The sequence below is a fragment of the Xanthomonas campestris pv. phormiicola genome (genome assembly GCA_025666215.1).
Taxonomy (GTDB): Bacteria; Pseudomonadota; Gammaproteobacteria; order Xanthomonadales; family Xanthomonadaceae; genus Xanthomonas_A; species Xanthomonas_A campestris_A.
Map to the genome: position 1 here is coordinate 960,954 of CP102593.1, position 24,239 is coordinate 985,192.

Here is a 24,239-nt window from a genome sequence, read left to right on the forward strand (position 1 = left end):
CCGGTTGCCCTCGATGCGCCTACCTGCCTTGGCCGCGTGCTGCCTCACCATCCTGTCCGGCCTGGCGCTGGCGCAGGAACCGACGCTTCCCGCCACGCCGGCGGCGCCCGCCGCCACCGCGACGGCCGCGGTGCCAGGACCGGCAGCGCCGGTGCCCGCGGCCCCGACACTGGGCGTGCAGGAACGTTCGGCGACGCTGAAGCAGCTCGGCATGGACTACGAAATCACCCTGCGCGGCATCCAGGGCAGCGCCGGCGTGGCGTTCAGCGCGCGCACCGACGAGGTGGTCGAGGCGGCGACGCTGCACCTGAGCTACAGCTACTCGCCGGCGCTGCTGCCGGAACTGTCGCACCTGAAGGTCACCGTCAACGGCGTCACCGTGGCGACCCTGCCGGTGACCCGCGAGAACGCCGGCAAGCTGCAGCAGACCGACGTGCCGATCGATCCGCGCCTGGTCAGCGACTACAACCAGCTCAACCTGCAGCTGATCGGGCACTACACCCGCGAATGCGAGGATCCCGACCACACCAGCCTGTGGGCCAACATCGACCCGGCCACGCGGCTGTCGCTGAGCACCACGCCGCTGGTGCTGGCCAACGACCTGGCGCTGCTGCCGGTGCCGTTCTACGACAAGCGCGACACGCGCCGGCTGGAACTGCCGTTCGTGTTCCCGCAGCGGCCGGACCTGGCCACGCTGCGCAGCGCCGGCATCGTCTCCTCGTGGTTCGGCGCGCAGGCCGGTTACCGCGGCGCGGTGTTCAACGTCTCCATCGGCGACGTGCCGGCGACCGGCAACGCGGTGCTGTTCGCCACCCCGAACACGCTGCCGGCCGAACTGGCGACCGCCGAGAACGGCCTGGGCGAGATCGCCGGCCCGACCCTGGCGGTGGTCACCAATCCGCGCGATCCGGCCGGCAAGCTGCTGCTGGTGCTCGGCCGCAACGACAACGACCTGCAGCAGGCGGCCACCGCGCTGGCGCTGGGCACGCCGTTCAACGGCGCCGTGGCCAGGATCGGCGAGCTGAAGCAGGCGCAGCCGCGCAAGCCCTACGACGCGCCGAACTGGATTTCCAGCGACGGCCCGGTGCGCTTCGCCGATCTGGTCGCGCAGACCTCGCAGCTCAATGTCACTGGCTACCACCCGGACCTGATCCGGGTCGGCCTGCAGCTGCCGCCGGACCTGTTCGTGTGGCAGCGCGACGGCATCCCGGTCAACCTGCGCTACCGCTACACGGTGCCGGACGTGCGCAACAAGTCCGCGCTCAACGTCAGCATCAACGATGCCTTCGTCACCACCCTGCCGCTGAGCGGGCGCCCGTACGCCGAATCGCTGCCGCTGCAGTGGTGGCACGACCTCAAGGCCAAGGGCGCGATGCCGGTGGAGCAGAAACTGCTGCTGCCGACCGGCCCGTTCTCGGCCAACAGCCAGCTGCGCTTCCACTTCTTCTTCGACCGCCCGCAGGCCGGCGAATGCAAGAACACCTTCCCCGACGTGTCCGGCGCGATCGACGCCGATTCGAGCGTGGACCTGAGTTCGTTCCACCACTACATGGCGATGCCGAACCTGGCCGCGTTCGGCAATGCCGGCTATCCGTTCACGCGCCTGGCCGACCTGTCCGAATCCACCATCGTGGTGCCGGACGAGGCCAGCGACCAGGACATGTCCAACCTGCTGACCCTGCTCGGCAAGCTCGGCGCCTCCACCGGCTATCCGGCCTTGCGCGCCACCCTGATCCATGCCGGCGAAGTGGAGCAGCACGCCGACAGCGACCTGCTGGTGTTCGGCTCCTCGCGCTCGCAGCCGCTGTTCCAGCGCTGGAGCGAGCACCTGCCGATCGGTGACGGCGCCACCGGCCGGCGCTTCTCGATGACCGACTGGGTGATGGACACGCTGCCCGGCTTCCTGTCCTTCGACGCGCGCCGCACCGACCTGCCGACCACCGCCGAAGTGGCGGTGAAGCCGGCCCCGGGCGACGTGGTGCTGATGGGCTTCGAGTCGCCGCTCAAGCCCGGGCGCAGCGTGGTCGCGCTGCTGGCCGAGGATCCGGCCAGCGTCGGCCAGCTGTTCGACGCCTGGTTCGAGCCGGCCACGCTGAAGGATTTCCAGGGCAGCGTGGTGCTGCTGCAGCAGGGCAAGATCCGCAGCCTGGCCGGCAACCAGGCCTATTACGTCGGCCACCTGCCGCTGCCGACCTGGGCGCGCTGGTACTTCTCGCAGCATCCGCTGCTGCTCGGCCTGGCGGTGGTGCTGCTGAGCCTGCTACTGGCGCTGGCCGCGCGCGTGGTGCTGCGCCGGCATTCGGCGCAACGGTTGCGGGAAGGGCAATGACCCCGCACGCGCGACAGCGCCGCCGCGTGCTCGGCGGCGCGCTCGCCGCGGGCGCGGCGGCGCTGCTGCCGTCGCTGCCGGCCACCGCCGCTGCGGCCGCCTGCGCGCCGTGGCGCGAGTGGACCGGCTTCGTCGCCAAGCATATCGACGACAGCGGGCGGGTGATCGATTTCAGCAATGCCGATCAGCGCAGCACCTCCGAAGGCCAGTCCTACGCGCTGTTCTTCGCGCTGGTGGCCAACGACCAGGTGCTGTTTGACCGGCTGCTCGGCTGGACCCGGCACAACCTCAGCGGCGGCCGCCCGCAACAGGTGCTGCCGGCCTGGCTGTGGGGCCGCGCCGACGACGGCAGCTGGCGCGTGCTCGACGACAACACCGCCAGCGACGCCGACCTGTGGATCGCCTACGCGCTGCTGGAGGCCGGGCGCCTGTGGCAGCGGCCCGGCTACACCCAGGCCGGCATGCAGACGCTGGCGCTGGTGCGGCGCCACGAACTGGCCGAACTGCCCGGCTTCGGCGGCATGCTGTTGCCGGCGATGAAAGGCTTCGCCAAGCCGCCGCGCTGGACGCTCAATCCCAGCTACCTGCCGATCCAGCTGCTGCGCCGTTTCGCCGCCGCCGATCCGAAAGGACCGTGGGCCGGGCTGGCGCAGCGCAGCGCGCGCCTGCTGCGCGACAGCGCGCCGGTCGGCTTCGCGCCGGACTGGATCGGCTGGGACGGCCGCGCGTTCGCGGTCGATCCGGGCAAGGGCGCACTGGGCAGCTACGACGCGATCCGCGTGTACCTGTGGGCGGGCATGCTCGATGCCGGCGAACCGCTGCGCAAGGCGCTGCTCGAGGACCTGTCCGGTCCGCTGCAGCAGGTGCAAGCGCAGGGCCATTTCAGCGAAAAGGTGGACACGCGCCTGGGCGTCGGCAGCGGCACCGCGCCGCCCGGCTTCGCCGCCGCCCTGCTGCCGTACCTCAGTGCGCTGCGCCAGCCGCTGCTGCTGAAGGCGCAGGCGCAACAGATTCCCGCGCCCGGCGAGGCCGCCGCGGCGAAGCTTCCCTATTACGATCGGGTGCTGGTCCTGTTCGGGCGCGGCTGGCTCGATAACCGCTATCGCTTTTCCGCAGACGGCCTGCTGCAGCCCGCCTGGAGAACCCAATGTTCCGCATGAACCTCAAGCCTCTGTACCTGGCCGGCATGATCGACCTGTGCCTGCTCGCCGGCAACGCGCACGCGCAGGCCGGCAACGCCACCCAGCAACTGGTCAGCCAGGGCAACTACTGGCACGACCAGGGCCGCGACGATCTTGCCGCCGACACCTGGCGCAAGCTGCTGCGGGTCGATCCCAACCAGCCCGACGCGCTGCTCGGCCTGGCCCAGATCGACCTGGCGCAAGGCCGCCAGGGCGATGCGCGCAAGCGCCTGCAGCAGTTGCAGAACACCCATCCGCAGGCGCCGCAGACGCAGCGCCTGAGCCAGGCGATCGGCGGCAGTGGCGACAGCGTCAACCTGCGCAACGCGCGCCGCGCCGCCTCGGCCGGACGCTACGTGGAAGCGGTGCGCGAGTACCAGGCGCTGTTCGACGGCAAGGCGCCGCCGGACCACCTGGCGCTGGAGTACTACCAGGCCCTGGCCGGCACCCCGCAGGGCTGGGACGGCGCCCGCGACGGCCTGCGCCGCCTGGCCGCGGCGCAACCCAACAACGGCGCCGCGGCGCTGGCGCTGGCGCAGGTGCTGACCTACCGCGAGCCGTCGCGGCGCGAAGGCATCGCCCAGCTCAGCGCGATGAGCAAGCGTCCCGATGTCGGCGGCCCGGCGCGCGCCGGCTGGCGCCAGGCGCTGCTGTGGCTCAATGCCGGCAGCGCCGACGCGCCGCTGTACCAGGCGTTCCTGGCGGCCAATCCGAACGATGCCGAAGTCGCCGCCAAGGCCACCAAGCTGGGCGAGCAGCGCGCCGCGCAGGCCGGCGATCCGGCCGGCGAACAACTCGGCGAAGCGTTCAAGGCGCTCAACGCCGGCAACCTGGCGGTGGCCGAGCAGCGTTTCACCCAGGTGCTGCGCGCGCGTCCGCGCGATGCCGACGCGCTCGGCGGCCTGGGCTCGGTGCGCCTGCGCCAGCAGCGCTTCGGCGAGGCGCAGGAACTGCTGCGTCCGGCCGCCGCGGGCAACGGCAAATGGCGTTCGGCGCTGGACAGCGCGCGCTACTGGCTGCAACTGCAGCAGGCGCAGGCCGCGCGCGGCCGCGGCGACAGCGACGAGGCGCTGCGCCTGACCCAGCAGGCGCTGAAACTGCAGCCCAACGAAGCCACCGGCTACGTGCTGCTCGGCGATCTGCAATCGGCCAGCGATGCGGCCGCGGCCGAACGCAGCTATCGCCAGGCGCTGGCGCTGAGCGCCGACAATGCCGGCGCGCTGCAGGGCCTGATCGGCCTGTACAGCCGCCAGGGCCGCGCCGACGAGGCCAGCGCGCTGTTCGCCAGGCTCAGCCCGGCGCAGCGGGAAAAGGCCGGCGGCGAAGCCACGCTGCGCTCCAACGTGCAGCGCGCCCGCGCCAAGCAGGCGCTGGAGGCCGGCGACACGGTCTCGGCGCAGAGCGAACTGGAAGCGGCGATGGTCGAACGTCCCGGCGATCCGTGGGTGCGGCTGGACCTGGCGCGGCTGTACCAGCAGGCCGGGCGTCCGGACCAGGCGCGCAGCGTGATGGACGGCCTGCTCGCGGTGCACGGCGACATGCCCGAGGCGCTGTACGCCAATGCGCTGCTGGCGCAGGAACGCGGCGACTGGGCCAGCGCCTACGCCAGCCTGGAACGCATCCCCAGTACGGCGCGGACCGCGGAAATGAGCGCGCTGCGCAATACCGCCTGGGTCGAGCAGCAGGCCGCGCAGGCGCGGCTGTTGCAACAGCAGGGCCGCGCCGGCGAGGCGCAGCTGCTGCTGGCGCGCACCGAGGCCGCGCTCGGCGGCGCGCTGGAACAGCCGGCGCTGCTGGCGTCGATGGCCGGCGCCTACGCCGACATCGGCAGCAACCAGCGCGCGCTGACCCTGGCGCAGCGCCTGGTCGCGCAGAACCCGAGCACCGAGGCGCGGCTGCAATACGCCAGTGTGCTGCTGCGCGCGCAGCAGGACGCCGAGCTGGCGGCGACGCTGCGCCAGTTGCGCGATACCGACATGAGCGCCGAGCAGCAGCGCCGCTACCAGGCGCTGCGCAGCGGCTACACGCTGCGCCAGGTGGATGCGCTGCGCGAGTTGGGCAACCTGGAAGCGGCCTACGACGCGCTGGCGCCGCTGCTGGCGCAGCAGAACCAGGATCCCAGGGCGGTGGCCGCGCTGGCGCGGCTGTACGCCGCCGCCGGCGACCAGCGCCAGGCGCTGGTGCTGTACCAGCAGCAGCTGCAGCAATCGCCCGAGGACCTGGACACGCTGATCGCGGCGGCCAACACCGCCGCCGCGCTGCGCGACCTGGGCAGCGCCGAGGACTATCTGCAGCGCGCACTGGCGAAAGCGCCGGATTCGCCGGCGGTATTGAGCGCGGCCGGCCGCGTGTACCGCAGCGCCGGCAAGAACCGCAAGGCCGAAAGCTATTTCCGTGCCGCGCTGGCGGCGCAGGCGCGCGAGGCCGGCCAGCACGACAACGGCCTGCCGACCGCCAACGGCCCGGCGTCCTTCGCCGGCGCCGGGCGCCCGCTGAACCCGTTCGCCGGCATGAGCGGACGCATGCCGCGCAGCCCGGCGGTGGTCTCCGACAGCCTCGGCGGCGGCTATCCGGCGCCGGCCTATGCCGCGGCCGGCCAGGTCGCGCTCCCGGCTGCGGCCGGCGCGGGCCAATACCCGTCAATGCCGGCCGCGGCTGCCGCGGCCTATGCCAGCGGCGGCGACGACCTGCCGCCGCCGGCCAGCGCCGGCGCTGCCGGCGGCGTGCAGCTGGCGGCGCTGCCGGTGCCCGGCCAGCGCGCGCCGGCCACGGCCGGCCTGGCCCCGTCCTACTATCCCGACGACCGCGTCGCCACCACGGGCAGCGCGCGCCAGGCGCAGGCGCTGGCCACCCCGGCGCGCACCGGCACCGTGCTCGACGAACTGCGCGAAGTGCAGTCGGAAAACAGCGACAGCCTGGCCGCCGGCGCCACCTACCGCGCCCGCGACGGCGAGGCCGGGCTGGGCAAGTTGAACGACCTGGAAGTGCCGCTGCACGGCGAATTCGCGCTCGGCGAGGGCAAGCTCAGCGTCGATGTCACCCCGACCCTGCTCGATGCCGGCACCCTCGACAGCGCCTATTCCACCGCCAGCCGGTTCGGCGCCGGCCCGAGCGCGGCGATGGGCGATGCGCTGGCCGCCGACCGCACCCCGATCGACGACCTGGTCGGCAGCGACCTGTACCAGCTGCTGCTCACCGAGGGCGACACCACCGCCACCCGCAACGCGTTGCGCACCTACGCGGTGAACACCGGCCTGTACAACGCGCTGTACAACGACACCGACGCCACCTTGACCAACGCGCAGCGCGAGGCCGCGGCGTTGCAGGCGCTGTATGCCGAACCGCTGTCGGTGTTCCTGCTCGGCAACGTCGCCGCCGACGTCTCGATCAGCACCCTGGCCAGCGCGATTCTCGACGACGCCTCGCGCAGCGCCGACCTCAGCGCCGCCGACATCGCCCGCTTCAAGGCGCTGGCCGCCAACACCACCGCGGCCAGCCTGACCCCGGCCGGCTTCAGCCAGGCGCTGTACACGATGGCCGCCAACGGCAACGGCGCGCGGCGCCTGGACCAGAACACCAATGGCGTCGGCGTGTCGGTGAAGTACAAGAACGGCGGCTTCGCGGCCGACCTCGGCAGCACCCCGATCGGCTTCCCCGAGCAGCGCATCGTCGGCGGCGTCGGCTACCGCGGCCAGATCGGCGAGAACCTGACCTATTCGGGCCAGGCGTTCCGGCGCGCGGTCAGCGACAGCCTGCTGTCCTTCGCCGGCGTCGACGACGGCCGCGCCGGCCTGCGCTGGGGCGGGGTGACCAGCAACGGCGTGCGCCTGTCGGCCACGCTCGACAACGGCCTGCTCGGCGGCTACGCCAACCTCACCGCCGATCGCCTGGTCGGCCACAACGTCGCCGACAACGACCACCGCCAGGTGGACCTGGGCGTGTACGTGCACGCGCTGGAAACCGAGAACCAGTCGCTGACCGCCGGCCTCAACCTGACCGCGATGCAGTACGACAAGAACCTCAGCGGCTACACCTACGGCCAGGGCGGCTACTTCAGCCCGCAGGACTATGTCGACCTGGGGTTCCCGGTGCACTGGAGCGGGCGTTCGGCCGGGCGCAAGGTCAACTGGAGCGTGGACGCCAGCGTCGGCGTGCAGCATTTCCGCAGCGACGACAGCAACTACTTCCCGACCAGCGCGCAGATGCAGCAGGACGCCTACGACGCCGCATCGCTGGCCGCGCTGCTGGGCCTGGTGGACACCTACACCGCGCCGGTCTACGCCGGGCAGAGCAAGACCGGCGTGTCCTACAACGTCGCCGGCGCGGCCGAGTGGCAACTGGCCCCGCAGCTGTTCCTGGGCGGCCGGCTGATCTTCAACAACGCCCGCGACTACAACCAGTTCAGCACCAACCTCTACGTGCGCTTCGTGCTCGACCGGCTCGGCGCCGGCCTCGGCCGCCGCCCGCAGGTGCTGGCCTCGCCGTACGTGGGCGAGTAGGGCGCAAGCGCTTCCCGCGTCGCGACCGACATCGCGCCCACAGGGACTTGCGGCCAGCGGCCGGAAGCCCGGCAGGAGGGGCTTCGGTCCCGATGCGGTCCGGCGGCGTGCGGCCCGCGGCCTCGCTCGTCGCAACTGCAGTCGCTCCCACAGTGGGCCTGCGGTTGGCGTGCTGGGTGCACTGCAGGAAGAGCGTCAGCCCCGGCGCCATGCGCAGCTGGCGGCGTTGCTTGGACGCCTCGCAGCGCCGCCGCCCGGTGCGAGGTGGACAGCCGCCTCATCGATGAGTGCGGCCGACGCCGCTGCGCTGCACCCTCCCGGCTGGCGCCGGAGCGGATGCTCGCATGCCTGATGCGGCTCGCATGCCGTCAAACGGCCGCCGCCGCCTGGCACGGCAACTCCACGCACACCCGCAATCCGCCTTCGGGGCGGTTGGTCAGGCTGATCTCGCCGCCGTGGGCGAGCACGATGCTGTGCGCCACCGACAGGCCCAGGCCGATGCCGCCGGTGTCGCGGTTGCGCGAGTTCTCGCCGCGGAAGAACGGCAGGAACAGTTGCTCGTGCTGGGCCGGGTCGATGCCGGGGCCGTCGTCGTCGATCCACAGCACGCAGTCGGCACCGTCGCGCTGCAGCTGCAGGCGCGCGCGCTTGCCGTACTTCAGGGCGTTCTCGAGCAGGTTCATCACCATCCGCCGCAGCGACAGCGGGTCGCCATCGAGGGTGATGGCCTGGCCGGCGACGAAGCTGACGTCGGCGCCGGTGTCGCTGGCGTCGTCGACCACGCTCTCCACCAGCAGGCGGAAATCCAGCGGCGCGCGGGTGCCGCGGCGGCTGTCGTTGTGGATGAAGTCCAGCGCCGCGGAGATCATCGCCTTCATTTCGTCGATGTCGGCGATGGTCTTGTCGCGCAGCGGCGGTTGCAGGCCTTCCAGGCGGAACGCCAGGCGCGCCAGCGGGGTGCGCAGGTCGTGGGCGATCGCCGCGACCATGTGCGTGCGCTCGTTGATCAGGCGGTTCAGGCGCGCCTGCATCGTGTTGAACGAGTCGGCGGCCTGCACGATTTCGCTGGGGCCGCTGCGCTGCAGCGGCTCCGCATTGGGGTTGCGGCCGAGCCGGTCGGCGGCTTCGGCGAAACGCTTGATCGGTGCGGCCAGCGCGCGCGAGAACCACCACGCCAGCGGCAGCATCGCCAGCAGGCCGGCCACGAACAGCAGCGCGACCTGGGTCTTGAAGGCGGTGGAGAAGCGTCGTGGCGGCGACGCCACGCTGCGCCAGCGGCCGTCGGGCTGCTGCAGTGCGGCGGTGAAGCCGCCCAGCAGCGGGGATTCGGGGGCGAAGCCGCGCTCGCGCCAGCGCGATCGCATCGCGCGCATGGTGGCGCCGGCGGCGCCATTGCTGACCGAGGCGGACTCTTCCGGCGGCGGCCGCCGCGTGGCTTCGTCGCCAAATGGCGAAGGCGATTGCGATGGCGGGCCGCGATCGGCGAACGGCGGCGGCGGCCCGCTTCCCGGCGGGCGGTCGTCTCCGGCCGGCGGCGGTGGCGGGCGTTGCTGTTCAGCCTGGTATTGACCTTCGGGCGGGAAGTCCGTTGCCGGAAAATTCTCGCTGCCGTTGCGATAGAAGCGCACCCGGTCCGGCGCCACGTCCAGCCAGTTGGTCATCATGCGTTCCGCGAAACGGTCCCGGATCTGCCCGGCAGCGGGTAGCGGAGCTTGGGCGGTGTCCTCCACCTTCAGCGTCTGCGTGCCGGCGGGCATCCTGGTGGTCAGCAGCGCGATCACTTCCGGCGGATGCACCGGCATCTCGTACACCGGCGTGCGCAACACCAGCAGGGCGATGCCGATAAGCTGCGCGGTCAGTAGCGCGGCCAGCAGCAGCAGGAACGTCCGGGCGAAGATCGACATGCCGCGTCGACCCCGCTGTTGCGTGGTCACAGACGCGCGACGCTCGGCAGCAGCATGTAGCCCTCGTTGCGCACGGTACGGATCAGTTCGGTCTGCACGCGTTCGTTGATCTTGCGGCGCAGGCGGCTGATCTGGCTGTCGATGGCGCGGTCGTAGACCTCGGTGTCGCGGCCGCGCGCGTAGTCGAGCAACTGATCGCGGCTGAGCACCCGCTGCGGATGCTCGACGAAGGTGCGCAACAAGGCGAATTCGCCGTCGGAAAGGTTGATGAAGATGCCGGTGGGGTCGCGCAGGTCGCGGCGGATCACATCCAGGCGCCAGCCGGCGAATTCGTAGACGTTGCCGCGCGCTTCCGGCGGCAGCGTCGCCGCCTGGCTACGGCGCAGCAGCGCACGCACCCGCGCCAGCAGCTCGCGCGGATTGCACGGCTTGGCCAGGTAGTCGTCGGCACCCACTTCCAGGCCGATGATGCGGTCGGTGTCGCTGCCCAGTGCGCTGAGCATGATCACCGCCGGTGAGCCGCGCTCGCTGGCCAGTTGCCGGGCGGCACTGAGACCGTCTTCCCCTGGCATCATCACGTCCAGGATCACCAGGTCGGGTTGGCGAATGGCCATCAGGCGGCGCATGTCGGCGACGTTTTCCGCCGCTTCCACCTGATAGCCGTGTTCTTGCAGGAACTCGCTGATGAGCCGGCGCAGATCGGGGTCGTCATCGACTACCAGAATGAAGGATTGCATATCCATGATCTTGAAGGGCGGCCGCTGCGGAGTTCAGCCAGTCTAGACGCGGCCGCTGCCGCCTGGAACTGGTGCGGGCAGGCCATCGCTGCTGTGTGCAAGGCGGGCGTGTGATCGCGGGGTCATGATAGGCAGGGGCAACAGTGGTCTCATGGCCGCTTTGCGGCATGTTCAGGCACATGTTGACACAAAACCCGTGCACTCCGTCGCCATGGCGCGCGCCGGGCGCGGCGCTGGATGTCGCCATGCCGGCGGAGGGGGGATGGGAGGGGGTGCCAGCGGCATGTCGCAAGGTGCAAGGCGGATCGGGCCGAAACCGGGCTTGCGGATGAGTGCCCCGCCCTTGCCGTCGGTGAAGGGCGCGGGCGTCGTTGGTGCCCAGCCGGCCCGCGGCGCAGGTTCGAACCATTGGCCGGTTTCGTTCACCCTCGCAGAATCGTTGGTCGTGCCCATGGTGCCGCCCCCGGCCGGGGGGCGCGCATGACCTCGGGGCTTTGCCGCTGCATCAGGAGCGCCAGCCAGTCGCGGGCATGGGGTTGAGGCAGGGCGGCCGACGGCAGGCCTTGGCGGGTGCAGACGCGTCGCGCGGGCGCGCCAGGCAAGCGCCCGCAGCGCATGCCGCGCTCGTTGAACATGGGCGGTCGGCTCCCCGTCCGCGTGGCGGTGCGCGGGCGCGACGCTGCGCCCGGAGCGGTGCCGCCGGCGGGTCTGGCTGAACTGTGACGTGTAGTGGCATGTCCGGACAAAACGCCGACATCTGCGCCCTCGACGCTGACGTTCTTTCTTCAAGTACCACGTGCATGGCGTCCGATCTCTACCGCATCGTCAGTTGCGACAACGGCACCGGCCTGAGCCGGGATCTGGGGCTGATGGCCGAAGCGCTGACGCTGGGCGGCCAGCGCGTGCAGCGACTGGGCTTCAGCCGCGGCAAGCTGACCCGGCTGGCGCAGGAGGCCGGCGCCCGGCTGGCATGCGCATTCGGCCACCGCGTGCACACCCAGGTGTTTTCCGAGCGCGTCTATCCCGGCTGCCTGGCATTGGCCGAGCGCAACCTGCTGGTGCCCAATCCGGAATGGTTCCTGCCGCAGTGGTTGCCGTTGCTGCCGCGCTTCGAGGCGGTGCTGTGCAAGACCCGGCATGCCGAGGTGGCGTTCCGGCGGCTCGGCTGCCGCACCCGCTACATCGGCTTCACCAGCCGCGACCGCTACGATCCTGCGATCCCGCGCCGCTACGCGTTCTTCCACCTGGCCGGGCGCAGCACCGCCAAGGGCACGCAGGTGCTGCTGGACACCTGGCAGCGGCACCCGCAATGGCCGCAACTGACCGTGGTGCAGAACCCGCGCAGTGCCGGCGAACGGGTTGGCGCCGGCAACATCGACCACCGCATCGCCTACATGGACGATGCCGAACTGCGCGCACTGCAGAACGCACACCTGTTCCACCTGTGTCCGTCCGAGGTGGAAGGCTTCGGCCATTCGCTGATGGAGGCGATGAGCGTCGGCGCGGTGACGCTGACCACCGACGCCGAGCCGATGAACGAGCTGGTGACGCCGGCGCGCGGCCTGCTGCTGGCACCGGCGCACTCGCGCATGCGCCGCCTGGCCTCCTATCACTACGTCGATCGCGCCGGCATCGAGGCCGGGGTGGAGCGCGCGCTGGCCCTTTCGGTGCTGCAGCGCGACGCGATCTCGCGCGCCGCGCGTCGCTATTTCTGTCACAACGATGCGGCCTTTGCGACACGGTTCCAGGCCGCGGTGCTGACCCGGGCCGCGCCGGCCGCGGCGGCGCCTGCGGTGGAGCGCATCGCTGCGATCGGGATGCCCGCGCCCTAGGTTTTCCGGCGGCGGCGCCATGGCGGTCGTTGCATCGCCTCCTCCGGACCGACGGCCGCCTTGGCAGGCAGCGTGCCAGGCGCGTGTCGCACACCGACAACTGCGCGCGATATCGGCATGACAGGATGCGGTCCGCGGGTGCATTGGTGCGCTTGCCGTGGAGGGCGGATGCGGCGCCGTCGGCGCAACGCGTCCATTGCCCGTTTTCACCACACGCCATCAGGAGGAGGCATGCCTAACATGACATCGCATCGAATCGCCCAAGCGGCGTTGACCCTAGTGTTGAGTGCCGCGCTGAGCAGCTGCGTCACCGTCTATGTCGGTGTTCCTGCCGCACCGCCGCCGCCGGACGGCGGGCCGCGCCACGGCCCTGGCCACGGGGCGGACAGCGGGCCGGGCCACGACCAGGCGCCGCCGCGCGACCCGGCGTTCGAGGCCGCGGTGCAGTCCTGCGCGCGCGAACTCGGGCTGCCGCTGCCTGGACGGCCGTCGGGTCCGCCGCCGGCCGATGCCGGCGTGGGTAAGGCGGGGGCGGCCAATGGCGGTGCGCGGCCGGCAGGCGCTGGGCCGGATCCGGCCCAGCCGGACCCGGCGATGCGCGCCAACTTCGCCAAGCTCGATGCCTGCCTGCGCGGCAAGGGCGTGACGCCGCCGCCGCGGCACGGCCCGCCCCAGGATGGTGCCGTGCCTTCTCCGGCCGCGCCCCCCGCGCAGCGCTGAGTCCTGCGGCCCGGTGCCGCATGCCCGCGTCGTCCCGGTCCGGACGGCGCGGGCATTTCCTTTTTTGCACAGGGGAATATACTGTCCCCCAGTATAGTTCACTGGTCGCGCCGCATGCCGCACACGCCCCACGAGAAGAAACGTGTCCTGGCCCGCATCCGCCGCGTGCGCGGACAGGCCGAGGCGCTGGAGCGTGCGCTGGAGGGCGGCGCCGATTGCGCTGCGGTGCTGCAGCAGATCGCCGCGATCCGCGGCGCGGTCAACGGCCTGATGTCGGAAGTGATGCAGGCGCATATCCGCGAGGAATTCGGCCACGCCGCCGCCTCGGACACGCAGCGCGCCGCGCGCGTGCGCGAGATGGGCATGCTGGTCCGCTCCTATCTCAAGTGATCCCGAACCCCACGACCCAACCCGTTCTTCCAGGAGAAACCTCATGAAATCCCGTGCCGCCGTCGCTTTCGAAGCCGGCCAGCCGCTGCAGATCGTGGAGATCGACGTCGAACCGCCGCGCCAGGGCGAGGTGCTGGTCCGCATCACCCACACCGGCGTCTGCCACACCGATGCGTTCACGCTGTCCGGCGACGATCCGGAAGGCATCTTCCCCGCCGTGCTCGGCCATGAAGGCGGCGGCATCGTCGAGGCGATCGGCGAGGGCGTGACCAGCGTCAAGGTCGGCGACCACGTGATTCCGCTGTACACGGCCGAATGCCGCAAGTGCAAGTTCTGCCTGTCCGGCAAGACCAACCTGTGCCAGGCCGTGCGCGCCACCCAGGGCAAGGGCCTGATGCCCGACGGCACCACCCGCTTCTCCTACAACGGCCAGCCGATCTTCCATTACATGGGCTGCAGCACCTTCAGCGAGTACACCGTGGTGCCGGAGATCTCGCTGGCGGTGGTGAATCCGCAGGCGCCGCTGGAGAAGGTGTGCCTGCTCGGTTGCGGCGTCACCACCGGCATCGGCGCGGTGCACAACACCGCCAAGGTCAAGCCGGGCGACTCGGTGGCCGTGTTCGGCCTGGGCGGCATCGGCCTGGCGGTGATCCAGGGCGCGGTGCAGGCCAAGGCCGGGCGCATCCTGGCCATCGACACCAACCCCGGCAAGTTCGATCTGGCGCGCAGCATGGGCGCCACCGATTGCATCAACCCGAAGGACTACGCCAAGCCGATCCAGGAAGTCATCGTCGAGCTGACCGATGGCGGCGTGGATTTCAGCTTCGAGTGCATCGGCAACGTGCACGTGATGCGTTCGGCGCTGGAGTGCTGCCACAAGGGCTGGGGCGAGAGCGTCATCATCGGCGTGGCCGGCGCCGGCCAGGAGATCAGCACGCGTCCGTTCCAGCTGGTCACCGGCCGCGTGTGGCGCGGCAGCGCGTTCGGCGGCGTCAAGGGCCGTACCCAATTGCCGGGCATGGTGGAGCAGGCGATGCATGGCGAGATCGATCTGGATCCGTTCATCACCCACACCATGCCGCTGGAAGAGATCAACGAAGCCTTCCACCTGATGCACGAAGGCAAGTCGATCCGCACCGTGATCCATTTCTGACCTGACGGTCAGTCCGGCGCGCGGCCGATTCCGCGCATGCAGGTACGCGACAAACCCGGGAGGGGCATGATGAGTACCGTAACGATTCATCCGTCGGTGGACGGTGGTGTGCGCGCAGGCGCGGAGAATTTCCAGGGCGGTACCCTGGAATGCCACTGCGCCAGCGACAAGGTGACCGTGGACGTTGGGGCGCAGACCGCGCACAACCACGCCTGCGGCTGCACCAAGTGCTGGAAGCCGAAAGGCGCGACGTTCGCAGTGATCGCGGTGGTGGGCCGCGACAAGGTCAAGGTCACCGCGCACGAGGAGAAGCTGAAGGTGGTCGACGAAAGCGCGACGATCCGCCGTCATGCCTGCACCGGCTGCGGCGTGCACCTGTACGGGCGCATCGAGAACACCGAGCATCCGTTCTACGGCCTGGACTTCATCCATACCGAACTGTCGCCGCAGCAGGGCTGGTCGGCGCCGGGCTTCGCGGCGTTCGTGTCCTCGATCATCGAGAGCGGCACCCGCCCGGAAGCGATGGACGGCGTGCGCAGCCGGCTGCGCGAGCTGAAGCTGGAACCCTACGACTGCCTGTCGCCGCCGTTGATGGACGCGATCTCCACCCACGTCGCGCGCAAGAACGGCGTACTGCAGTAAAGCCTGCTGCGCGCCGCGGGCCGCCTTGCCGGCGCGCGGCGGCAGCGTCTCCGGATGCGGCCGGCGTCTGCCCGGCCGCGTCCCCCCACTCCGGGATCCTTTCCATGGAACGCATCGAACACCATGCCTGCTGCGGTGGCTGGCAGGACGTCTATCGCCACGTGTCGACCGTGCTTGGCTGCACGATGAACGTGGCCGTGTACCTGCCGCCGCAGGCCGAACACGCCGCGCTGCCGGTGCTGTACTGGCTCAGCGGGCTCACCTGCACCGAGCAGAACTTCATCACCAAGGCCGGCGCGCAGCGCTACGCCGCCGAGCACGGGGTGATCCTGGTCGCGCCGGACACCAGCCCGCGCGGCGACGACGTCGCCGATGCCGAAGGCTACGACCTGGGCAAGGGCGCCGGTTTCTACGTCAACGCCACCCGCGAACCGTGGGCCAGGCACTACCGCATGTACGACTACGTGGTGCAGGAACTGCCGGCGTTGATCGAGGCGCAGTTCCCGCACAACGGGCGGCGCGCGATCAGCGGCCACTCGATGGGCGGCCATGGCGCGCTGGTGATCGCGCTGAAGAATCCGGGGCGCTATCGCAGCGTGTCGGCGTTCTCGCCGATCGTGGCGCCGTCGCAGGTGCCGTGGGGCGAGAAGGCGTTTTCGGCCTATCTCGGCGACGACCGCGCCAGCTGGAAGGCCTACGACGCCACCGCGCTGATCGCCGAAGCGGGCGAGCGCCTGCCGTTGCTGATCGACCAGGGCGGCGGCGACGAGTTCCTCGACAAACAGCTGCGGCCGCAGTTGCTGCAGGCCGCGGCCGCCGCCGCCGGCTACCCGCTGACGCTGCGCCTGCAGCCTGGCTACGACCACAGCTACTACTTCATCGGCAGCTTCATCGGCGAGCACATCGCCCACCACGCGCGCGCGCTGCAGGGCTGAAGGCCGCTGCAGCGCTGCGGGTGGGCGCCGCCGTCTGGCGGGGCTACACCGCCAGGCCGATGGTGATGGTGCCGGTGTAGCCGTTGCTGGTGTCGCCGCTGAGCGTCGGCGTCTGCGCGGCCAGCTGCGTGCTGGTGTTGTCGCCGAACACGTTGTCGCTGGACAGGCTGGCCGCGGCCTTGTTGGTGACGCTGGCGCTGTAGCCGCTGACCGCGGCATAGACCGTATCGCAGATGTCGCTGGGCATCGCCATCTGCGAGGTCAGCACCTTGTTGGTATAGCTGGTGGCGGTCTCCAGGCTCGGATAGATCTCGAAGTGGATGTGCGGCCAGCGCCCGCTGTAGCACGCGGGGAAGATGGTCTGGAAGGTGACCTGGCCGTTGCTGTCGGTGACCTGCACGCCGCGCAGGTAGTTCTGGTCCTGGATGCCGCTGGAGTACAGCGAATACTTGCCGTCGCGATTGCAGTGCCACAGATAGATGGCGTAGCCGGACAGGACCGCGCAGCTGTTGTTGACGTTGACCAGGGTCAGGGTCAGGGTCAGCGGCAGTCCGGCCGCGGTCCCGCTGTCGCTGCCGAAGCTGCTGCGGATGTCGCTGCGGACGATGCCGCTGGACGAGAGCACGTTCACCACGCTGCTGTTGACGCTGTTGGAGCCGTCGGCAGGATACGGGCCGGCGGTTTCTTCCGGATCGGCGACGCAACTGCCCGACGTGGTGCTGGTGGTCGTCGTCGTGGTGGTGGTCGTGGTCGACGCCGTGGTGGTGGATGCGGTGGATGCGGTGGACGAGTCGTCGCTGCTGGAGCCGCCGCCGCAGGCGCTGATCACGGCCATTGCGCTGCCGGAGGCGATCCAGGCAAGCAGGCGCCGGCGTTCCTGCATGCGCTGCTCGAGGGTTTGCAGGTCGAACTGCAGGCCGCGGTCGTGGTCGTCGAGGTCGTGGTTGCGATCTGTCATGGGGTTGCCTCCGGAGGCGCTTGGCGAGAGTCGATCCTGCGCACCATCGAGTGGCACGATCGTCGCAAGTCTTGCCGTTTGTGGCTTGCGGGGTTTGCCTGAACGTGACATTTGACGGCAAATGCCGGCGATCGGCCACGTGCGAGGATGGATTCGAGCTCTACGTGTCCGTTGCGTCGCGCATGCGGCGACAGGTTGGCGACTGGCGGCATGCCGCGGTCGCGCGACGTCCACGCCCGCCACGTGTCATCGCGATTCCGGATTCCACTGCCATGCTGCGCCATCCCGCCTCCCGCCCACACCGTCGCCCCGTACCCAGTGCCTGCATGTGGCGCCTGGCGCCGTTGCTGCTGGGGCTGGCGGCATGCACGCAGGCGCACGCGCAGGTCATGGAAATCGGCGAGGACGGCAGCGTGCGCCAGCTCGGCGATGGCTGGGCGACGCCGGCCGCGACGCAGCGCCCGTCCGCTGCGGCGCACACCTCCGCATTCGCTGCCGCGCCGCCCTATCGCGCCGCCTTCGAGGCCGCCGCGGCCCGCCATGGGCTGAGTGTGGCGTTGTTGCAGTCGTTGGCCTGGTCCGAGTCGCGTTACGACGCATCCGCGGTGTCGCCGGCCGGCGCGATCGGGGTGATGCAGTTGATGCCGGCCACCGCCCGCGCGTTGGCGGTGGACCCCTGGGATCCGCAGCAGAACATCGAGGGCGGGGCGGCCTATCTGCGGCAGCAGCTGGATCGCTTCGACGGCGACTTGGAGCGCGCGCTGGCCGCCTACAACGCCGGACCGGGTCAGGTACAGCGGCATGCAGGCGTGCCGCCGTTCCGCGAAACCCGCGCCTATGTCGCCGGCAACCTCGAGCGTCTGGCCGAGCTCAGCGTCGCTGGCGCCGCTTCCATCGTGTCGCTTTCCATCCCCCAGGGAGATCTGCAATGAACCCCATGTTCCGCCGCCTGCCGATCCTGGTCGCCACTGCCGCATTCGCTCCCTCCGCGTGGGCGCGGGGCGGCGATCCGGCCGGCTCCGGGCCGATCCTGTCGGCGCTGGAGTGGATCCAGGGCACGCTGCTCGGCAATGCCGCCACCGCGGTGGCGGTGATCGCCGTGGCCGTGGTCGGCTTGATGATGCTGAGCGGACGCATCCATTGGCGCCTCGGCGCGACCGTGATCCTCGGTTGCTTCGTGTTGTTCGGCGCGACCACCATCGTCGCCGGCATCCGCGCGGCGGCAGGCTGAGCAAGGCGATGAGCGCGTTGCGATCCACGCCGATCTTCCCCGCGCTGACCCGGCCGCAGATGTTCTGCGGCGTCACCTACAGCTATTTCATCGTCAATGGCGTGGTGACCACGGAGGCGTTCCTGATGACGCGTTCGTTCTGGGCGCTGGCGGTGGCGCTGCTCGCCCATGGCGTCGGCTACCTGGCGTGCCTGCGCGAGCCGCGCGTGTTCGACCTGTGGCTGGTGCGGGTCAGCCGCTGCCCGCGGGTGCGCCATTGGCGCCGCTGGCGCTGCAACAGCTACGCGCCATGATGCGGCCGCGTGAACAACGCGCTGGCGACCATCTGCCCTACGCGCGGCTGCTGGATGCGCATACCGTGCAGTTGCGCGACGGCGCGTTGCTGCAGTGCCTGCGCCTGGAAGGGTTGGCGTTCGAGACCGCCGACGGCGACGTGCTGGACCTGCACCAGCAGGCGCGCGACGCGGCGTTGCGTGCGGTGGCCGATTCGCGCTTCGTGTTGCATCACCACCTGCTGCGGCTGCGTGCGAGCGTGGAGGTGGGCGGCGACTTCGCCGATCCGGTCTGCGCGCTGATCGACCGGCGCTGGCGCGGGCAGCTCGGCCAGCGCCGGCTGTTCGTCAATGAGTTGTTCGTCAGCCTGCTGCGGCGCCCGGCGCGCGGCAAGACCGGTATCGCCGAGCGCCTGGGTGGCGTGTTGCGCAGGGGCCTGGGCGACACCGCGCGCGCGGCGGCGCTGGCGCGCGGGCGCCGCGAACTGGATGCCGCGCGCGATGCCTTGCTGGCCGCATTGCAGCCCTACGGCGCGCGCCTGCTCGGCGAGTACGAGACCGCGCACGGAGTGTGCTCCGAGCCGCTGGAACTGCTCTCGGCGCTGTACAACGGCGAGCTGCGGCCGATGCTGCGGCCGCCGCATGGCGACCTGGGCCATCACCTGCCGTACCGGCGCATCAGCTTCGGCCTGGAAGCGCTGGAACGCAAAGGCCCCGGTGCCGCGCGCGACTACGCCGCGCTGCTGTCGCTGAAGGAATATCCGCCGAACGCGCTGCCGGGCATGCTCGATGCGCTGTTGCGCATGCCGTGCGAGCTGGTGCTCTCGGAAAGCTTCGCTTTCGTCGAACGGCAGTTGGGACTGGAGCGCGTCTCGCTGGCGCTGCGCCGCATGCGCGCCGCCGAGGAGGATTCGGCGTCGCTGCGGCAGGGCCTGGTCGAGGCCAAGGACGACCTGGCCAGCGGCCGCGCGGTGTTCGGCGAACATCGCTTCGGCCTGCTGGTGCGCGCCGATGCGCTGGAGGCGCTGGACGCGGCCGTCGCCGAGTGCGCGGCGGCGCTGGCCGACCTGGGCGCGGTGGCGGTACGCGAGGACCTGTGCCTGGAGCCGGCGTTCTGGGCGCAATTCCCCGGCAACGAAGCCTACGCGGCGCGGCATGCGCTGCTGTCCAGCGGCGCGTTCGCCAGCCTGGCCTCGCTGCACGGCTTTCCGCAGGGCCGCGCCGACGGCAACCACTGGGGCGACGCGGTGACGGTGCTGGAAACCACCGCCGCCACGCCGTATTTCTTCAATTTCCACCGCGGCGACCTGGGCCACTTCAGCGTCATCGGTCCGTCCGGCTCGGGCAAGACGGTGGTGCTGAACTTTCTCGCCGCGCAGGTGCAGAAGTGGCGCCCGCGGGTACTGCTGTTCGACAAGGACCGCGGCGCGGAGATCTTCGTGCGTGCGATCGGCGGGCGCTATGCCAGCTTGCGCAGCGGCGAGGCGACCGGCTTCAATCCGCTGCAGTTGCCGGATACGCCGGGCAACCGTGCGTTCCTGCGGCGCTGGCTGGCGCAGTTGCTGGGCGATGCGCAGCAGCCGTTGAGCGCCGACGAGGCGGCGATCCTGGCCGCCGCGGTGGACGCCAATTACGAGCAGGCGCCGCAGTACCGCCGCCTGCGCCATTTCCGCGAACTGCTCGGCGGCCAGCGCCGTCCGCAGCCCGGCGACCTGGCCGCGCGCCTGGCACCGTGGTGCGGCGACGGCGAGCGCGCCTGGTTGTTCGATCACGCCTACGACCGCTTGGACCTGGGCATTCCGACACTGGGGTTCGACATGACCGAACTGCTGGACATGCCGCAGCTGCGCACGCCGACGTTGTTGTACCTGTTCCACCGCGTGGAGGAGCGGCTCGACGGCAGCCCGGCGCTGATCCTGATCGACGAAGGCTGGAAGGCGCTGGACGATGCCGTATTCGCGGCCCATCTGCGCGACTGGATGAAGACCTTGCGCAAGCGCAACGCGATCGTCGGCTTCGGCACCCAGAGCGCGCGTGACGCGCTGGACAGCCGGGTCGCCAGCGCGATCATCGAACAGGCCGCCACGCAGATCTTCATGCCCAATCCGCGCGCCCGGGCGGAGGACTATTGCGACGGCTTCGGCCTCAGCGCGCAGGAACTGGAACTGGTGCGGCTGCTGCCGGCGCATGCGCATGCGTTCCTGGTCAAGCACGGCAACGAGAGCGTGGTGGCGCGGCTGGACCTGTCGGGCATGCCGGAGTTGCTGACCGTGCTGTCCGGTCGCGAAGCCAGCGTGCGCCGCCTGGACCAGCTGCGCGCGCAGTTGGGCGAGCATCCGCGGCAGTGGTGGGAAGCGCTGACCGGGGTGCCGTATCCGGCGCCGGCCGCCTGCGCTGCCGACGAGCGTGCCGCATGAGCGCCTGCGCGGCGATTCCGATCGACGGCGATGGCGGCCTGGCCGCCGGCCTGGCCGCCATCGACTGCCAGATCAACGGCGCGGTGCAGGCCGGCTATGCGCAGCTGTTCGGCGCCAGCGGCATGTTCGGCGCGGTGCTGCGCGCCATGCTGGTGGTGTGGGTGGCGGTGCTGGCGCTGGGCCTGATCGGCGGGCGCCTGCGCCTGAGCCTGCCGGCGCTGGGGCCGCGCCTGTTCGGCGTCGCGCTGGTGCTGACCTTCGCCACCGCGTGGCCGGCCTACCAGACGGTGGTCTATGGCCTGCTGGTCGGCGGTCCCGACCAGATCGCGTCGGCCTTCCTGGGGGCGCCGCAGGGCGCCACCCAGGCCTTCGCGTCGCGGCTGGACGGCCTGCTCGGCGAACTGGTCGAACTCGGCCGCCAATTCGATGCGCAGGCGGCTGCGCCGCAGGCCAAGCAGGCGGCCAGGCTGGTGCGCGGCTGCGCCCTGTTGCTGCTGCTGTCGACGGTGGGGCTGCTGGTCGTGGCGCGGCTGGTGCTGGCGGCGTTGCTGGCGCTGGGGCCGATGTTCGTGCTGCTTGCGTTGTTCCGCGCGACCCGCGGCCTGTTCGAGGGCTGGTTGCGCATGGCGTTGAGTTTTGCGCTGGTGCCGATGCTGGTGGCATTGGCCGGTGCGGTGTTGTTGCGGGTGCTGGCGCCGGTGATCGACGCGATCGCGCTGGATCCGCTGGCGGCCGCGCAACAGCAGCGGCCGCTGCTGATGCTGCTGCTCGGGTGTGCGATCTACCTGGGCCTGCTGCTGGCGATGGCCTGGACCGCCGCCGGCCTGGCCCGCGCATGGCGCCTCGGCCGTGGCGATCAAGCTGCAGACGGTGGCTCGTCGCGGGTCGATGTGCAGGCCCGTGGAGCGCCCGCCGCGCTATCGCCCGCGCGGGTGCATGACCTCGCCACCGAGGCGCGGGCCGCCTCCGCGGGCAGCGCCCGCACCCTGCACTGGCTTGGTGGCCTGGCCCGCGACAGCGCGCCGCGCACGACGCCGCAGGCGTCTGTCGCCGCGGTGAGCGTGGGCAGTCGCCGTGGCGGCCTGGGGCAGGGCATGCGGCCACGCATGGCGCCGCGCCCGCTCGGCGGAGCGAGGACACCATGAACAGCCGCGCTCGCCGAGTCGGCCGCGCCGCCTTGTGCCTGCTTGCGTTGGCGGCGGTTGCCGATGCCTGCGCCGATCCGCGCATCCGCGAACTGGACTACGACGACCGCAAGGTGGTGCGCATCGACGGCTGCTTCGGTTTCCAGACCATGGTCGAGTTCGCCGCCGACGAGCGCATCGAGAACGTGGGACTGGGCGAGGCGGCGCACTGGCTGGTGGTGCCCAACAAGCGCGCCAACCTGCTGTTCGTGAAGCCGGCCTATCGGACCAGCCACAGCAACATGACCGTCGCCACCGACCGCCATCGCTACAGTTTCGAACTGGTGGCCAGCGATTCGCCCGATTGCAGGCGCGGGCGCGTGGTCTACGACCTGCGCTTCCGCTATCCCGAGGAGGCCGCCACACGCGCGGCGGCGACGGCGGCGGTGGCCAGCGCGCAGGCCGAGGTGCAGGCGAGCGCGGCGCTGCCGGCGCCGGCGCAGCGCAACAGCGCCTACAGTTTCAGCGGCGCGCGCGAGAACGTGCCGCTGCGCGTGTTCGACGACGGCCGCAGCACCTATTTCCAGTGGGCCGATGCCAGCAGCACGCCGGCGGTGTACGCGCTGGCCAGCGACGGCTCGGAGACCCCGCTCGCGTTCACCCGCCGCGGCGACTATCTGGTGGCCGACCAGATCGCGCCGGCGTTCGCCCTGCGCCGCGGCCATGCGGTGGCGCAGTTGTTCAACGACGGCTTCCACACGCCGGCACTGGATGCGCAGTCGCCGCAGCCGCGTACCGCGGCGCCCGCGCCCGCGCGCCGCCCGGCCTGGTGGCGAAGGAAGACAGCCGATGCGCCCTGATGCCGGCGAGCGCGATCCGAGACTGGCGCTGGACGCAGAGACGCTGCGTGCGGCATCGCTGCGCGCCGCGCCGCAGGTGGCGCGCACGCCGCGCGTCGGCGACGGCCTGGGGTTCGCGCTGGGCCTGCTGGGCGCCGTGGCGCTGGGCGGATTGACCCTGCTGCTGCTGTCGCGGCAACGCCTGCATGCGCCGCCGGTGCCGGCGCCGCCGCAGACGTCGGCGATCGCGGCGCCGCTGCCACGGGTGCCGGTCGCTTCCCGCACGGCACCGTCCCAGCCCGCGGTCGCGGCTGCGGCCATCGCCGTCGCTCCCACGCAGTCGCGGTCGATGCCGATGATCGTCGACAACAGCGCTGCGTCCGAAGCGGGCGCCGCACCTGGGCAGGCCGCTGCCGCATCGGGGACTGCCAACGCCGCGCCTGCGGGCGGTTCCGGACTCAACCAGGACGAGCAGTTCGCCCTGCGCGTGGGCGGCGACGTGCCGCCGTTGCAACAGGCGGTGGCGCTGGCGCATCCGGCGCGCACGGTGGTGCAGGGCAGCCTGATCCCCGCGGTGCTGGAAACCGCGCTCAATACCGATCTGCCCGGTTACGCGCGCGCGCTGGTCAGCCGCGACGTGCGCGGCTTCGACGGCAGCGAAGTGGTCATTCCGCGCGGCAGCCGCCTGGTCGGGCAGTACCGCAGCGGCGTGGAGACCGGCCAGCGCCGCGCCTACATCGTCTGGTCGCGCCTGATCCGTCCCGACGGCGTCTCGGTGCAGCTCGCGTCGCCGGCGGTGGACGGCAGCGGCGAGACCGGGCTGGACGGCGAGGTCGGGCGCCATTTCTGGCAGCGCTACGGCGCGTCGATGCTGCTGTCGGTGGTCGGCGGCGTCGCCAGCGCGCTCGGTGGCGACGCCGGCACGCTGGTGATCGGTACCTCGAGCAGCAGCGCCTCGGCGCAGGCGCTGCAGACCGACGGCAAGATTCCGCCGACCATCCGCGTGCCGTTGGGCACGCCGATCCAGGTGTTCGCTGCGCGCGACCTGGATTTCTCAGGTTACTGACGTTCCCGTT

Annotated in this window: 19 protein-coding genes; 16 read left to right on the plus strand and 3 right to left on the minus strand. The window is 71.1% G+C overall.

Going from position 1 to position 24,239, the window contains the following annotated elements; all coding sequences use genetic code 11:
• Positions 1–13 precede the first annotated feature (13 nt).
• The 3 genes from bcsB to NRY95_03910 are packed head-to-tail and all read left to right on the plus strand — an operon-like array spanning position 14 to position 8,009.
• Positions 14–2,329 carry a cellulose biosynthesis cyclic di-GMP-binding regulatory protein BcsB gene (bcsB, locus tag NRY95_03900; GenBank protein UYC17121.1) on the plus strand — a complete coding sequence of 772 codons (2,316 nt, stop codon included), beginning with the start codon at positions 14–16 and terminating at the stop codon, positions 2,327–2,329.
• The gene (bcsZ, locus tag NRY95_03905) at positions 2,326–3,489 is read left to right on the plus strand and encodes a cellulose synthase complex periplasmic endoglucanase BcsZ (protein ID UYC17122.1); all 1,164 of its coding nucleotides are present in this window, start codon (positions 2,326–2,328) and stop codon (positions 3,487–3,489) included. The genes bcsB and bcsZ overlap by 4 nt, the downstream gene beginning before the upstream one ends.
• Positions 3,477–8,009, plus strand: a complete 4,533-nt coding sequence (locus NRY95_03910; protein UYC17123.1) for a cellulose synthase subunit BcsC-related outer membrane protein — start codon at positions 3,477–3,479, stop codon at positions 8,007–8,009. The genes bcsZ and NRY95_03910 overlap by 13 nt, the downstream gene beginning before the upstream one ends.
• Before the next feature lie 368 nt (positions 8,010–8,377).
• Here NRY95_03910 and NRY95_03915 read toward each other — a convergent pair whose 3' ends face one another.
• A complete protein-coding gene (locus tag NRY95_03915) occupies positions 8,378–9,913 on the minus strand; it encodes an ATP-binding protein (GenBank protein UYC17124.1) in 1,536 nt (511 codons plus the stop codon).
• A 26-nt stretch (positions 9,914–9,939) separates the two neighbouring features.
• On the minus strand, positions 9,940–10,656 hold the full coding sequence (locus NRY95_03920) for a response regulator (GenBank protein ID UYC17125.1): 717 nt from the start codon (positions 10,654–10,656) through the stop codon (positions 9,940–9,942).
• Between the two features lie 794 nt (positions 10,657–11,450).
• On the opposite strand from NRY95_03920, the gene NRY95_03925 reads away from it, so the two are divergent.
• The 6 genes from NRY95_03925 (at position 11,451) to fghA (ending at position 16,322) form a co-directional block, all read left to right on the plus strand.
• A complete protein-coding gene (locus tag NRY95_03925; GenBank protein UYC17126.1) occupies positions 11,451–12,482 on the plus strand; it encodes a glycosyltransferase in 1,032 nt (343 codons plus the stop codon).
• 240 nt (positions 12,483–12,722) lie between these two features.
• The gene (locus NRY95_03930; protein UYC17127.1) at positions 12,723–13,202 is read left to right on the plus strand and encodes a hypothetical protein; all 480 of its coding nucleotides are present in this window, start codon (positions 12,723–12,725) and stop codon (positions 13,200–13,202) included.
• 114 nt (positions 13,203–13,316) lie between these two features.
• Entirely contained in the window at positions 13,317–13,592 is a 276-nt protein-coding gene (locus tag NRY95_03935; protein ID UYC17128.1) for a metal/formaldehyde-sensitive transcriptional repressor, read from the plus strand.
• A gap of 43 nt (positions 13,593–13,635) precedes the next feature.
• Positions 13,636–14,745 (plus strand): S-(hydroxymethyl)glutathione dehydrogenase/class III alcohol dehydrogenase, encoded by a 1,110-nt coding sequence (locus NRY95_03940; GenBank protein ID UYC17129.1) that lies wholly within the window; start codon positions 13,636–13,638, stop codon positions 14,743–14,745.
• Between the two features lie 69 nt (positions 14,746–14,814).
• Positions 14,815–15,387, plus strand: coding sequence for an S-(hydroxymethyl)glutathione synthase (gene gfa / locus NRY95_03945; protein ID UYC17130.1), 573 nt, complete (start codon positions 14,815–14,817; stop codon positions 15,385–15,387).
• A gap of 104 nt (positions 15,388–15,491) precedes the next feature.
• Positions 15,492–16,322, plus strand: coding sequence for an S-formylglutathione hydrolase (gene fghA, locus NRY95_03950; GenBank protein UYC17131.1), 831 nt, complete (start codon positions 15,492–15,494; stop codon positions 16,320–16,322).
• Positions 16,323–16,365: 43 nt separating this feature from the next.
• Here the strand turns inward: fghA and NRY95_03955 are convergent, their stop codons facing one another.
• A complete protein-coding gene (locus tag NRY95_03955) occupies positions 16,366–17,280 on the minus strand; it encodes a hypothetical protein (protein UYC17132.1) in 915 nt (304 codons plus the stop codon).
• Between the two features lie 104 nt (positions 17,281–17,384).
• On the opposite strand from NRY95_03955, the gene NRY95_03960 reads away from it, so the two are divergent.
• The 7 genes from NRY95_03960 to NRY95_03990 are packed head-to-tail and all read left to right on the plus strand — an operon-like array spanning position 17,385 to position 24,229.
• Positions 17,385–18,212 carry a lytic transglycosylase domain-containing protein gene (locus NRY95_03960; GenBank protein UYC17133.1) on the plus strand — a complete coding sequence of 276 codons (828 nt, stop codon included), beginning with the start codon at positions 17,385–17,387 and terminating at the stop codon, positions 18,210–18,212.
• Entirely contained in the window at positions 18,209–18,511 is a 303-nt protein-coding gene (locus tag NRY95_03965) for a TrbC/VirB2 family protein (GenBank protein UYC17134.1), read from the plus strand. The genes NRY95_03960 and NRY95_03965 overlap by 4 nt, the downstream gene beginning before the upstream one ends.
• Positions 18,512–18,519: 8 nt before the next feature.
• Positions 18,520–18,804: a type IV secretion system protein VirB3 gene (locus NRY95_03970; GenBank protein ID UYC17135.1), complete on the plus strand. Its 285-nt coding sequence runs from the start codon at positions 18,520–18,522 to the stop codon at positions 18,802–18,804.
• A complete protein-coding gene (locus NRY95_03975) occupies positions 18,801–21,200 on the plus strand; it encodes a VirB4 family type IV secretion/conjugal transfer ATPase (GenBank protein UYC17136.1) in 2,400 nt (799 codons plus the stop codon). The genes NRY95_03970 and NRY95_03975 overlap by 4 nt, the downstream gene beginning before the upstream one ends.
• Complete coding sequence (locus tag NRY95_03980) at positions 21,197–22,345, plus strand: type IV secretion system protein (protein UYC17137.1); 1,149 nt, start codon at positions 21,197–21,199, stop codon at positions 22,343–22,345. The genes NRY95_03975 and NRY95_03980 overlap by 4 nt, the downstream gene beginning before the upstream one ends.
• Positions 22,342–23,184, plus strand: coding sequence for a TrbG/VirB9 family P-type conjugative transfer protein (locus NRY95_03985; protein ID UYC17138.1), 843 nt, complete (start codon positions 22,342–22,344; stop codon positions 23,182–23,184). The genes NRY95_03980 and NRY95_03985 overlap by 4 nt, the downstream gene beginning before the upstream one ends.
• Positions 23,174–24,229, plus strand: coding sequence for a hypothetical protein (locus NRY95_03990; GenBank protein ID UYC17139.1), 1,056 nt, complete (start codon positions 23,174–23,176; stop codon positions 24,227–24,229). Before NRY95_03985 ends, NRY95_03990 begins: the two co-directional genes overlap by 11 nt.
• Positions 24,230–24,239: the final 10 nt, after the last annotated feature.